This is a genomic window from Zobellia nedashkovskayae, assembly GCF_015330125.1.
GTDB lineage: Bacteria > Bacteroidota > Bacteroidia > Flavobacteriales > Flavobacteriaceae > Zobellia > Zobellia nedashkovskayae.
In genome coordinates this window covers 2,201,277-2,215,160 of record NZ_JADDXR010000002.1, presented here as the reverse complement: position 1 = coordinate 2,215,160, position 13,884 = coordinate 2,201,277, and the positions used below count along the sequence as shown (strand labels likewise).

Genomic DNA, 13,884 nt, shown 5'->3' with positions numbered 1-13,884 from the left:
AATTTTTAGTGTGCTGCAGCTTGTTTCGCTCCATTTTTCTTGAAGATATCTACGAGTACATCATTATCTTGTTCCGTTCCTGAAGTTGACCGTCCGCTTTCAACGATTTCTACCAACTCTGTGGTTAGATTTTCTACCAACTTGGGATGTTTTGCGGACACATTTGTAGTTTCACTAGGGTCTTTCCGCATGTTGTATAATTGAATGGCCGGCAATCCTTTTTCAATAGCTTTATTATCCTTTGGATTACTCCACCCCCCGGAGCCAGGTGTAAGCTCTAATTTCCATTTCTTATTACGTATAGAAAACTTGCCGTTAATAGAATGATGCACCACCAACTTGTAATCCGTTTTGGTTTTTCTATTTTTCAATATAGGCAGTATGCTGTACGAATCTACCCCTGTGGAATCATCTAGGGCAACACCGGCAATTTGTGCAACGGTTGCCATTAAACTAGTTTGGGAGATAAGCTGATTATTGGTAGTACCGGGTTCTATTACACCAGGCCATTTCACGATAAACGGAATCCGATGGCCACCTTCCCAAATATCCGATTTATAACCTCTAAAATCCGCACTTGGATAGTGACCATAATTCTTTTCCAATTGTTTTGCTTTTGAAACTGGTTCCGAACAACCGTTATCACTGGTAAAGAACACCAAAGTATTGTCCGCAATGCCATTTTTTTCCAATGCATCCAAAACTCTGCCGACTACATCATCCGTTTCCATCACAAAATCCGCATAAGCACCCATACCGCTTTTTCCTTGCCATGCTTCGGAAGGTACTACCGGACTATGTGGTGAGTTTAAAGCTAAATACATAAAGAATGGTTCTTTAGATTTAGACTCCCTATCTATGTATTCTTCTGCATGAGCAGCTAAAAACGGTAACATTTTTATGGGCTCCATTTTATTGACTACTTTATCATCTTTAATTACGGTTTTCATAACTCTAGAATGATGAAAACCAATATAAGAATCGAAACCACGTGAGATTGGTCCGTTAGGTACGGTTGATCCAATTGCCGGTCCCACAACCTTTTTACCATCATATACCTGTACAGGATTACCTTCGTTATCCACAAACTTAAATCCAAGATGCCACTTGCCAATAGCCGCTGTTTTATATCCAGATTTTTTAAGCATTTTAGGAACCGTCATCCGGTCTTCTGAAATTAGCGGCTCTAATTCATCGCCACCACTTAAGACACCTTGTTGCAACCTAGAACGCCAAGAGTAACGGCCCGTTAAAATCGCATATCTTGATGGTGTACAAACTGCCGAGGCTGAATGTGCATCGGTAAACGTCATAGATTCTTTAGCAAAAGCATCAACTTGAGGTGTTAAAATTTTTCCTTTTTCAGGGTTTAAAACTTGAATATCTCCATAGCCTAAATCGTCACATAATATATAAACGATATTAGGCTGTTCTTGCGCCTGTATTAGTTGAAATCCAATTAGAAATAATACTACCGTTCTCACTATCAATTTAATATTTCTCATTTTAATCTTATTTCCAATACTTTGCCCAATAGTTTGCCATCCGCATTAAAAATTCCTGCTTTCAATAGGGTTTTGGCTTCTGTTCTAAATTCACTAATATATTTTTCACTCTGATAGGTAGGGTTTTCACCATCAAGTGTGTAATGAATAGCATTGCCTTCTGTTTCCGTCTGTAGATAAACAATCGCTTGATTTTTTAATTCGTCTATAGCATATGAAGGGTAAACACTGAATACACTTTTAGAGACGTTAATACCTGTCTTTTCTAATTTTTCAAAATGATACGCTCCTAGTGCATTCTGAAATCTTAGCCAGTTTTTATTTTCAGGTTTACTCCACGACACCTCTGCACTTGCCAGAGCACGCGGGTATAACATGTATTCGTTATGTTCTTCAGTAGGGGTGAATTCTGCCCACAGACTTGCCTGATTACCAAGAACCAAAGCTTGTTGTTCAGCCGTTAATTCTTTAGGCATGGGGTCATGGCTGTACACTTTTGATACCGGAAGTACTACTTTAGGCCCTTCTGGCTCAGAAATTGTAGCACCTTGAATCTGACTTATATACATATATTTATAGGAAGTCATTATCGTTGGATATCCATTTTGGGGAGCTGTAATTTGAGGAGTATAGGTACCTCTTCTCCATGCCATAATGGTAGCGCCAGGCGCACCGTTTCCACTTAAAATTTCATCCCAACCAATCATGGTCTTCTTTTGTGCTTTTACTATTTTATGTATTTTCTGAATGAAATGACTCTGCAACTCTTCTTCATCTTTAAAATCGTTATCCGTTTTTACCTTTTGGCAGTACGGACATTTTTTCCAATTGCTTTTATTACACTCATCACCACCAATATGGAGGTATTCTGAAGGAAACAACGCAGCAATTTCCTCAATTACACCTTCCAAAAATTCGTATGTGTATTCTTTTCCGGCACAAACAGCATTATCTGGAGCCTTACCTCCTACGGCTACTTCAAAATTAGCCTCTGCATCATTATAACAGAATAACTCTGGATAAGAGGCTACCAGTGCTTTACTATGACCGGGAATATCTATCTCTGGAATTACCTCTACATTGCGAATTTTGGCGTAGGCTATAACTTCTTTTATATCTTCTTGAGTATAGAACCCTCCTACGGTTTTAGGTTCTTCTGCAGTCGCCTTATCGCGTTCCCACCAGGTGATTCCTGTTCTATCTCCTCTCCATGCACCTTTATCTGTAAGGTTTGGATATTTTTTAATTTCTATGCGCCATCCTTGATCATCAGTCAAATGCCAATGAAATTTATTTACCTTATATGCTGAAAGCACATCAATCTGTTTTAAGATATATTCTTTAGTCTGAAAATGCCGAGACACATCTAACATAATTCCGCGCCAACCAAATCTAGGATTATCCGTAACCGACATGGCTGGTATCTCTATTGTTCTTGAATTTTCTATAGGAAAGGTTTGTCTTAAAGTCTGAAAACCATTGAAAAGTCCTGGGTAATCCTTGGCCGTAACCGTTATTGATTCTGGCGTCACCTCTAGTTGATAACCTTCATCCTGTAATTCTGATTTCTTAATTAATTTAAAGAGAATATACTTTTCGTCACGATTTGCTTCTTTGTAGGAATATGTCAGGTTTAGCTTTAAATCGTTTTGAAACTTTTCCGCTAAATAAGGAATTAACGTTCCCTGTAATTTTTTGGGCACAATGACTTTTACATTTTCATCTAGCTGAAAAGCTCCTTCTGTAAAAGAAACAGACTCCGGTTGCGGTATAAAAAAAGATTCCTGAGCGAAGGCCGGCAAACCAAAGACCAAAGTAGAAAAAACGATTATATAACTTATAAATTTATGCATGTATTACTGATTTAATTGTTCCAAAATTACTTGCGCAACCCGCTTGCCCTGCTTTGTTCTTCCTAGTTGGTTGTAATGAACATTTCCGGGTTCTACCATCCATTCTTCATGATGCGGCAAAGTGTAATCGTATAGGTCGTTTATACTTATAGCTGGATAATTTTTTAAAACCTCTCGAGCCGCAACATTGTATTTTATGGCATCTCCGGCAAACCTACCATTGGCATTTTCCGGTACCGGGGTCGTGGTCGCGAAAATCAATTTTGTATTAGGGAATTTGCGTTGAAGGTATTCGCATATTGCCGTAAGATTTTCTTTGTATTTTGAAATCTCAGAGACTACTTTACCATCCTCTTTATCTAGTCCATCAGGACCCATATATTTTAAATCGTGAAGCCCCACATTAAAATGAATTACGTCCCATTCAAAATCCCAACCTCCTTTTAAATAGGGCTTGAACATGGTTTGTTCCATTTTATCCATTTTAGCTATAAAATCATTGCTAGACATACCGTTTTGGTAAATTCTAAAAACCGCGGCTTTGGCCTCAAGTTCCTTTCTTACCGAAGGCGTATATCCTATTGAAATAGAGTCTCCGTACAACAATACATTAGACAGCCCTTTCTTTGGATATACATAATGAAAAACAGGGTTGGCATGTGATCTTAATTCTTCCCAAGCAGCTTTGGCCCTATCATTCTCCTTTTTTGTTGCACAAGAATATACCTGAGGTAGCAATGCCAAACCGACACCACCTACGCCTACTTTTTTCAAAAAATCCGATCGTTTCATTCTATCTATCTTCAATTAGCATTCACTTTCACAAACCCTCTCAACCTAATATCCTTGGAAGAAGACCCGAGCATAATTCTAAAATCTCCGGGTTCTACAATTCTATTTAAATCAATATTAAGCATGGAAAGTTCTTCTTCTCCAAGCTCAAAAACAACATTTTTAGATTGACCAGGTTCTAGTGAAATACGCTGAAAACCCTTTAATTCTTTAATCGGTCTTACTACAGAAGCCAACTCATCTCTTATGTACAATTGAACCACCTCATCACCAACAACAGCTCCGTTATTTTTAATAGAACAACTAACCGTTACACTTTCATTAGCGGTTATGGTCGCTTTACTAAATTTTAAATTGGAATACTCAAAAGAGGTATAACTTAGACCATAGCCGAACGGAAACAAAGGTTGCCCTGTAAGATTATGGTAATTGTCGCCCCTACCAGTGGGCTTGTTATTATAGTACAAAGGACATTGCGCTACATCTACAGGAAAAGTAACCGGTAATCTTCCTGCAGGATTGACATCACCAAAAAGAATATCGGCAAAGCCATTACCGCCATTTTCACCGGAATACCATGCCATCAAAATTCCGTCTACATCGTCAATCCAATTTGCCATGGTTATTGCGCTACCACCTACTAATACTACTACAGTTGGGGTACCCGTTGCCGCCACCGCTTTTATCAATTCTTCTTGATGACCGGGCAAATCCAACAGTGCACGATCACGAAACTCCCCTTCATTTATACCTGCAGTAACCACAGCTATATCTGCATTTTTAGCCGCTTCTACGGCATCGTTTATCTGCTTTTTATATTCTTGTACAATACCGGCATCCCAAACCAATTTTATTTTTGTGTTTCCAGCAGATTCGTAAAACTCAACTCGGATATCGTACTCCTTATCCTTTTCAAATTCAAAAGGTTTTACAATGGTATTATATGATTTTTTTTTCCAATTGTCAATGAACAATTTACCATCTAGATACATGCGATAACCGTCGTTGCCCTCGACTCCAATATTGACGTTACCATTTTTTGGACCTTTTACTTTTCCGTTCCAACGAACAGAAAACCAATCGTACGGCAAATCTTCGTGTGGAGAAAAAAGTGTCCATGAAAAAGCTACCTCCTTATCTATGCGTTCTACTCTTGGTTTACCTGTCAATGCTATATTATCAAAATATGCGGCGGAAAGCCCTTCTACTTTCTTCCCTGATTTTTCAGTCGATAAAAAGTCTTTTTTAACAATTGTGTAGTTTTCTTCTTTTATGGACACTCCTGGGACATACTTTATATTACCCTGTCCTGCCTTTGACACCAAACCATCGTAGATAGAGACAATTTCATTCCCTGGTCCACTGTAACCACCCAATCTTGCCGCTTTGGCATCGTATCCGATAAGAGCTACTTTTTCCTTTTTATCGATAGGCAAAACTTCATTTTCATTTTTTAGCAATACCATGGATTTTGATGCAGCTTCGCGTGCCAAATCTTGATGGTCTTTATGACCGTTCCAAAAGGCGGCATCTTTTGCATTTACATATGGGTCTTCAAAAAGTCCAAGCTCAAATTTGGCTTTTAATATCCTGGAAACCGCTTCATCTATGGCCTTTATATCTACCATTCCCTTTTCATAAGCTTCCCAAAATAAAGGATAATGATTATAGCTTGTTTGGAATAACACATCCAAACCAGCCTCAACAGCATCTTCCGTAGCCTCTGCATAATCTTTGGCCGTAAAATGGAGCACATTGGCGCCACCAGTAGCTCCGGCGTCAGAAATAACAAAGCCTTCAAACCCCCATTCTTCTTTTAATTTCTTTCTTAAAAGCCATTCGTTTGATGTACAGGGTACACCGTTCAAAGAGTTGTAAGATGTCATAACAGAACGTGCGCCCGTTTCTTTAAATACCGCTTTAAAAGCAGGAAAATAAACTTCTTCAAGAATACGCTCATTAAAATCAATTGGATAACTATCTCTACCACCGGCACCTACATTGGCCACAAAATGCTTGGGTGTTGTAATGACCCCTTCGCGCTCAAATGCCCCGATGTACGACTTTGCCATTTGTGTGGTCAAAAAAGGATCTTCTCCATAGGTTTCTTCGGTACGACCCCATCTAACGTCTCTTGCAATATTCAGAACTGGTGAGAGAATCTGACGTATGCCCCTAGTTTTTGTTTCTTTTGTAACGGCACGCCCCACATTGCCCACCAAAGTGGTATCCCAACTTGCAGCTAACGCTATTGCTTGCGGAAACACCGTTGCTCCATCACGAGCCAAGCCGTGTAACGCTTCATTAAAAGGAATAATCGGGATACCCAATCTTGTCTCTTCTAAGAAATATTTTTGAATCTCATTGATTTTATTGGTCATTTCCTCCGCACTCCCAGACGGACCGTAATCCATCAACTGTTCCGCGGCATTATCATTCTTACCTTTTGAGGAGACTTGAAAACCAAAAATACCATGCTTGTATTTTTCCTTCCCATCAGACAAATCTCCCGGGATCATGAACATTTGCCAGAATTTTTCTTCCAACGTCATTTTGCTTAAAAGATCGTTTACACGATCCTCTATTGGTGCATCGGGATTTTTATAAATAGGCGTTTTTCCTTCCTCGTTCGTATAGGCAAAAATGGCTATGACTGCAATGGTAAAGAATACAACTTTAGTAATTTGATTCAGGTATTTCACTCTAGATTATTTAGTATTGATATCTATTGACATCTGTTTTTAATTCCGCATCAAAATCTTCTAACATCTTAGTCAGCTCTTTTACTTTTTTGGGATTGGAAGAGGCAACATTGGTCGTCTCGGAAATATCATCGGCCAAATTGAAAAGTTCTATTTCCCCTTCAACTCTACGTAGTTTCCAATTTTCTTTCCGAACCGCTTCTACAATGGTATCCTTGTAATAGTAGAAACCCGTTTTTGTGTGTGGTGATTTTTTGTTTTTCCCCTGTAGAATAGGCCATATATTATTACCGTCTATCTTTTCATCGGGTAGCTCGCTATCCGTTAGATACGCTACAGTAGGTAAAATATCTATAGTAGATGTAACTTCTGAACACACGGTCTGAGCCGGTATTTGTCCTTTCCATTGTGCAATCATCGGCACGCGCATACCACCTTCATAGGTATTGAACTTGTACCCTCGTAAAGGATATGCACTACCACCATGTCCATTTTTAAGTTTCCACGGCCCATTGTCAGATGCAAAAATGACCAAGGTATTATCATCAATCCCCAAAGTCTCCAAGGTTTTTAAAATTTCACCCATGCTCCAGTCCAATTCCTCTATAACATCACCATACAATCCGCGGGCACTCTTTCCTTTGAAATTTTCAGAGGCGTATAAAGGAATATGTGGCATGGTTTGGGCAACATAAAGAAAGAAAGGATTGTCTTTATTATCCGTAATAAAACCAAGCGCTTCTTCTGTATATCTTTGCGTTAGCGTCGTCTGGTCTACAGGATATTCTATAACCTCATCTTGTCTGAACAAAGGTACTTGTCCTTTTCTCCATTTCTCTTCCCGTAGGCTATCTATGGTCATTCCCTCTCTAAAAAGAATATTTTCAGCCACTTTAGATTTTGGATTAACGGACATATCATTACTAAAAGGAATGCCATAATAAGAATCAAAACCTTGTTTTATTGGTAGGTACTGTGCCTCATCTCCAAGATGCCATTTTCCTATACAAGCGGTTGCGTAGTTTTTAGTTTTAAGCATATCGGCAAGCGTCAACTCTTTATTGGAAAGGCCACCTTCTCTATTTGGCCATAACACTCTAGGCACGTTTACCCGAACTGGGTACGCTCCGGTCAACAAAGCAGCTCTAGAAGGAGAACAAACTGGAGATGCGGAATAAAAGTCTGTAAACCTCATTCCGTTTTCCGCCATTCCATCTAAATTGGAGGTCTTAATTAATGGAGAACCGAACACCCCAACATCTTCATACCCTTGATCATCAACGAAAAATATAATTACATTCGGTTTTTTGGTTTTATTCTGTCCCAAAACATTAGGAACCGCTGCAACCAAAAACATAAAAGAAAGTACTAATAATCTCATCTCTTTATTTTTACAAGCTATTTTAGCTCTTTGTTAAACTTATATTTTTTACCAACTTCCGTCCCGAAGGCTATGGTTTTCCCTTTATATTCAATTTTACAATCAGACCCGTTTTTAGACAAAACTTCTAAGGATTCCATTTCTGAATCTTTCCATTTTAGGGAAATTTCAAAACCACCACGGGCTACTAGACCTGATATTTCTCCATTTGGCAATGCATCGGGAAGGGCAGGTAAAATTTCTATTTCTCCCATTTGACTTTGTACTAGCATTTCTAAAATGCCAGAAGTGCCGCCAAAATTTCCGTCTATTTGAAATGGTGGATGTGCATCAAAAAGGTTAGGATACGAACCTCCACTTGTCTCGCGTAAAGGCTCTTCTGCAGGACTCAAAAGTTTATGCATTAATCTATACGCTCTATTACCATCTTTGAACCTGGACCAAAAATTGATTTTCCATGCCAAGCTCCATCCTGTTCCGTTATCGCCTCTATATTCCAAAGATTGTTTTGCCGCTTTCATCAATTCAGGAGTTTCTTCCCAATTGATTTCGTTTCCAGGGTGTACTGCCCATAAATGAGATACATGTCTGTGGTGGTTCTCAGGATCATCACGGTCCTCCATCCACTCTTGTAACTGACCGTGTTTACCTATTTTATTAGGTGCTATTCTGGGTAACATATCAGATAGCTTTCCTGCAAAACCTTGGTCTTCTTCCAAAATTTCAGTAGCAGAAATAACTGTTCTGAACAAAGCTCTTATCAATTGATGGTCCATTGTGGGGCCTGCTACCAAACCTCCTATTTCTGGAGAGTTAGATGGTGAACTGATAAGATATCCTGTCTTGGGGTCTTCGTATAAAAATTGAGAATAGAACAATGCCGATTCTTTTATAATAGGAAAATACTCTCTAAGAAATTCTTTATCTTGGGTAAAGAGGTAATGCTCCCAAATATGCGAACTCAACCATGCTCCTCCTCCTAACCAGATACCATGGTGAGATGCATTTACCGGTGCAGCTCCACGCCAAATATCTACGTTATGGTGCGCAATCCACCCTTCTGCGTTGTAATGTTCTTTTGCTACGGTTTTACCGGTTTCAGAAAGGTCTTTTATCAATCCAAATAAGGGTTCGTGACATTCACTAAGATTAACCATCTCCGCCGGCCAATAGTTCATTTCTACATTTATATTGGTGGTATAACTGCTGAACCAAGGTGGATTTAATTTGTGGTTCCAGATACCTTGTAAGGTAGCTGGTTTTGTACCCGGTCTGCTGCTTGATATTAGCAAATATCTAGCATACTGCACATAGAGCGCCACCAATTGTGGGTCATTGGGGTCTTTCCAGAAATCATAGATGCGCTGGTTCGTTGGCTTTTTGGACCGCCCATTATCACCTAAATCTATTTTTAAACGATTATAAAGTGACTGGTAATCTTCTATATGATTTTTTTCAATGCTACTAAATTTCTCTCCTTCAATTTTGGACAATACCTCATCTACTTTGGCTTCCGGGTTTCCTGTAACGTCGTTGTAATTCACATAATTGGTAGCCGCTGTCAAGTAAATGGTAGCCCATGAAGCTTTGGAAATTGTTAGTTTACCTTCTATAGTTGTCAACTTTCCATCAGTTTGTACCTTGAATGTAGCTACCCCTCTTAATGCCCCGTCTTTTACTTTTACCTTAAGGGTCTGCGATGAACCTGCAGAAGTTACCTGCTTATCTTCATGCAAGGCATCCATCCAAACCTCAAAATTCAAAACTTTGGACTTACTGGATGAAACTTGTACGGCCAATAACTGATCAGGGAAACTAGAAAGGACTTTTCTCTCATAATCAACACCATCTACAGTATAAGAAACACTACTAACGGCATTGGACAAGTCCAGTTTTCTATTGTAGTTTTCAAAATTTTTATGGTTTGGAAAATTTAAATATAAATCACCGAAAGGTTGATAAGGAACCTGTTTAATAGGCACGCTCATAAATTCATTCGTAGCTAAATCCTGAGCTTCTAGTTGCTTTCCTTCCGAAAGTAATTTTCTTATTTCCGCTAGATGCTCGCCAGCGCCTTTATGTGCATAATCATGTGGTTCTCCTGCCCAAAGCGTTTCTTCGTTAAATTGAAGATGTTCTTGCTCCACACCACCAAAAATCATTGCTCCAAGGCTTCCATTACCAACTGGCAAAGCTTCGGTCCATTCTGTGGCAGGCACATCATAGGATAAGTGCATATTTTCTTGTCCGCTTAGAAGTACAGGACCAAGAATGAGTACCCAAATAAGGGTGAATTTATTTATACTTTTCATATAGTGTTCTTTTTACTACTATGTATCTCGTAAGTTCTGGATAAACCAATAAAAAATTCTCAAATCAGATTTTTAGCGGTTATTCATTCCAATACGCTTTGATAATTTCAAGTACTTCGGCATTCTCCTTATCTGTATCTCCCAATGCTTCCCTTTGAGCTAGAATCTCAGTTTTCATCTCTGTGATGATATCCTGATATTTTTCATCTTCATATGCATTGTGCAATTCATTCGGGTCTTCTTGCAAATCATAGAAATCCCAATATTGAGTAGGTTGCTCTTCAGCTGTATACTCGTTAACTTTTAATCCATTTCCGTAGAAAAATGCAAGCTTATAGCGTTCGCCCCTAATACCAAAATGACCTGGGCGATCTTTGGAATGGTCCCAATACCGGTAGTAGCCATACGTCCTCCAATCATCCGGAGTATTGCCCTTTAAATTTTCCCGAAAACTGCGGCCTTGCATTGTTTCCGGATAATCTATACCGGCATAATCTGCAAAAAGTGCCGAGAAATCTGCATTCTCTATTAAGTCCTTGTTTCTTGCTCCAGCCCTTATTTCTTTTGGATACCTGATTACGAAAGGCATGTGAATAGATTCTTCAAAAATTAACCGCTTGTCAAACCAGCCATGTTCCCCTAAGAAATAACCTTGATCCGCAGTGTAAATGACCACTGTATTCTCTGCAAGACCGGACTCTTCCAGATAATCTAAAAGCTTACCAATATTATCATCGGCGGCAGCCCCACAGCGCATAAAATCTTTAACGTATTTCTGATAGGTCTTGTACCGTGCTTCATCGTTCGATAGTCCGTCTACCGAAAATGGCAAATCAGGATAATTCATAAAATCTTTTCGCAATGATGGGTCTGCCGTGGCCTCTAAATAGCGTTTTTTTAGATTATCAATAGACTGTCCTTTGAAAGACCTTCCTGTAGTTTCTGCGCCTTTATCATAAATTGAAGCTGGTACTGGAATATCTACATCTTTGTTTAAATCGCTAAATCTTTCCGGGTAATCAAAAGGTTCGTGGGTAGCTTTAAAGTGGCACATGGCCATAAAGGGTTTATCCTTATCCCTGTTCTCTATCCAATCAATAGTTTTATCCGCTATTAAGTCTGTGCTAAATCCTTCATATTGTTTTCCTCCAGCATAGTAATCTTCCCAGTTTTCTTTGGTTTTCATTACGGGATTCCAATACTCACCTTGACCTGGAAGCACACAATAGTAATCAAAACCTGCAGGCTCTTGTTTAAGATGCCATTTACCAATTACCGATGTTTGATACCCTCCTTTTTGAAGCTCTTTGGCAATGTTGTTATATTGAGGAGACAATCCGGCACCTAAGGTTGTCACGCCATTAACGTGGCTATACTGCCCGGTAAGAATTGTTGCTCGACTAGGAGTGCAAATGGAATTTGAAACCAAGCAATTTTCAAGTACCGTGCCCTCCTTTGCCAACCTTTTTATGTTGGGCGTATGTACATAATCTTCTAAAATACCACCATAAATCCCCCAAGCTTGAGACGTATGGTCGTCGGCCATTATAAAAAGAATATTAGGTTGGGTTTTTTCCGCCACTATACTTTTTTTATCTTCTTTACACGACGAAATTAGTAGTGTTATCGTACACAAAAAAATAGCCTTTTTTAATATTATCATAACAAGTCTATAGTTCATAGGGTATGCTGTTTTGGTTTGTGGTTTAATAGGTAACATTTTTAAACTCTGCTTTATATACAATAGGGTAACTTCTACCATTAATGACGGATACATTTACCATTGCCCCTACCTCTGATTGCATAAATTCTACCTTTGTGTTGGTATCAAGACGAATCAGTGATTTTAACTTCCCTGGATTTGTTGACTTGCCAAGCCCTAGAGTGGGAATTAGTAATTTTCCCTCCTTGGGATTGAGCGAGATGATGTAAAACACATTGTCGTTGGTAGTAAAACGTACTTCATCATTAGCATACTCGGGGGAAGCCGTTGTTCTTTGGTTGTAATGTTCCCCTTTATGCTTCATGGTTGCCGCATTCTCATCAACATTTCTTATCTCACCGTTTGCTATAAGTGAGCTGCCTCCTCTTACACTAACACCGTCTCCATACACGTTCCATGGTCTAGTTTCGTAAATGGCTTCTCCGTTAGTTTTTAACCAATCTCCCACAATATCTATAATCACTCTTTGTTCACTAGGGATGGTTCCATCAGGATGTAATTCTATGTTTAAAAGGAGATTTCCATTTTTACTTACTGCATCTATCAACATTTCTAAAATGGTTCTTGCATTATGGGTAAGGTGTCTATCTTTTTTATAGAACCAATCGGTGAAAGTAATTTCAGATTGCCACGGCTCTTTTCTTAAGGTATTACTTCCACCACTTTCCACTTCGTTAACCGTTCCGGGAACCCGTCCTTTTAGCAACATTACAGCTTCAATACTTCCATTTTGTAACAGGCTATTGTTATATAACCTTCGGCTTACTTCTTTACCGTGTTCGCCGTATGAAAATTTACCTCCATCATAATACAAAAGGTCAGGTTTATACGTATTTACCAATTCTAAATGTCGTTTTTCCCAGTTTTCTTTGATGGCCTCAATTACCTCAGCAGTTCTTTTTTCAGGAATAGGACCGTACAAATCTGCTGGATCTAGCCCATCCCACCATTTGCCTTTTCCATCTTCTTTTGTGAGCCTACCATCGTAGGGAATTCCTTTATATTCGCCACTTTCATCTGCCCCAAAAACCGGTTTCCACCATTCTAAATGTCTGTTATCATGACTGGTTACCCCAAATTTTAAATTGGCCGCTCTAGAGGCATCCGCAAACTCTTTAATGATATCTTTCTTTGGACCGACCTGAAACGAGTTCCATGGGTGATATGTAGAATTGAACAAATCAAAATGGTCATGATGATTGGCTAATGCTACAATATATTTGGCTCCGTTATTCTTGGAAAAATCAATAAGCTCTTCTGCATTAAAATTCTCTGCTTTCCAAGAATTGATAATATCTTTAAAACCGAATACCGAAGGATGCCCGAATGTTTTTAAATGATATGGATTTGCCATTTTACCAAACACCTGTTTGCCCACATCTTTCATGTACATATGCCTAGCATACCATCCCCCACCTTGCTCAGGTACACTTTGTGGACCCCAATGAAACCAAATTCCGAATTTAGCATCCCTGAACCATTCTGGACACGAATAAGATTTGGCCAACTCATCCCATTCTAAATTCTTATTAACCTCTTGAGCTTGTGTATAAAATACACAAAGCGTAAAAAAACTCAGAATACCTCTTCTTAAAAATGATTTCGTTTGCATTATC

Annotated in this window: 8 protein-coding genes; all 8 read right to left on the bottom strand. The window is 39.0% G+C overall.

Features of this window, described 5'->3' with window-relative positions; all coding sequences use genetic code 11:
• Positions 1 to 5: 5 nt before the first annotated feature.
• Positions 6 to 1,505, bottom strand: a complete 1,500-nt coding sequence (locus tag IWB64_RS09290; RefSeq protein ID WP_194533752.1) for a sulfatase family protein — start codon at positions 1,503 to 1,505, stop codon at positions 6 to 8.
• Entirely contained in the window at positions 1,502 to 3,358 is a 1,857-nt protein-coding gene (locus IWB64_RS09285) for a family 20 glycosylhydrolase (RefSeq protein ID WP_194533751.1), read from the bottom strand. Before IWB64_RS09285 ends, IWB64_RS09290 begins: the two co-directional genes overlap by 4 nt.
• A 3-nt stretch (positions 3,359 to 3,361) precedes the next feature.
• Positions 3,362 to 4,150: an SGNH/GDSL hydrolase family protein gene (locus IWB64_RS09280; protein WP_194533750.1), complete on the bottom strand. Its 789-nt coding sequence runs from the start codon at positions 4,148 to 4,150 to the stop codon at positions 3,362 to 3,364.
• An 11-nt stretch (positions 4,151 to 4,161) separates the two neighbouring features.
• Complete coding sequence (locus IWB64_RS09275; RefSeq protein WP_317171961.1) at positions 4,162 to 6,852, bottom strand: glycoside hydrolase family 3 protein; 2,691 nt, start codon at positions 6,850 to 6,852, stop codon at positions 4,162 to 4,164.
• Between the two features lie 10 nt (positions 6,853 to 6,862).
• Positions 6,863 to 8,233: a sulfatase family protein gene (locus IWB64_RS09270; RefSeq protein ID WP_226975842.1), complete on the bottom strand. Its 1,371-nt coding sequence runs from the start codon at positions 8,231 to 8,233 to the stop codon at positions 6,863 to 6,865.
• Positions 8,234 to 8,250: 17 nt separating this feature from the next.
• Positions 8,251 to 10,545: a glycoside hydrolase family 95 protein gene (locus IWB64_RS09265; RefSeq protein ID WP_194533749.1), complete on the bottom strand. Its 2,295-nt coding sequence runs from the start codon at positions 10,543 to 10,545 to the stop codon at positions 8,251 to 8,253.
• 79 nt (positions 10,546 to 10,624) lie between these two features.
• Positions 10,625 to 12,127, bottom strand: a complete 1,503-nt coding sequence (locus IWB64_RS09260) for a sulfatase family protein (RefSeq protein ID WP_317171960.1) — start codon at positions 12,125 to 12,127, stop codon at positions 10,625 to 10,627.
• Positions 12,128 to 12,251: 124 nt separating this feature from the next.
• A complete protein-coding gene (locus tag IWB64_RS09255) occupies positions 12,252 to 13,880 on the bottom strand; it encodes an alpha-L-fucosidase (protein WP_194533748.1) in 1,629 nt (542 codons plus the stop codon).
• Positions 13,881 to 13,884: the final 4 nt, after the last annotated feature.

Excerpts from the sequence above, each read along its gene's own strand:
- IWB64_RS09290 (WP_194533752.1), bottom strand. The coding sequence starts at position 1,505 with ATGAGAAATATTAAATTGATAGTGAGAACGGTAGTATTATTTCTAATT.
- IWB64_RS09285 (WP_194533751.1), bottom strand. The coding sequence starts at position 3,358 with ATGCATAAATTTATAAGTTATATAATCGTTTTTTCTACTTTGGTCTTT.
- IWB64_RS09280 (WP_194533750.1), bottom strand. The coding sequence starts at position 4,150 with ATGAAACGATCGGATTTTTTGAAAAAAGTAGGCGTAGGTGGTGTCGGT.
- IWB64_RS09270 (WP_226975842.1), bottom strand. The coding sequence starts at position 8,233 with ATGAGATTATTAGTACTTTCTTTTATGTTTTTGGTTGCAGCGGTTCCT.
- IWB64_RS09265 (WP_194533749.1), bottom strand. The coding sequence starts at position 10,545 with ATGAAAAGTATAAATAAATTCACCCTTATTTGGGTACTCATTCTTGGT.
- IWB64_RS09255 (WP_194533748.1), bottom strand. The coding sequence starts at position 13,880 with ATGCAAACGAAATCATTTTTAAGAAGAGGTATTCTGAGTTTTTTTACG.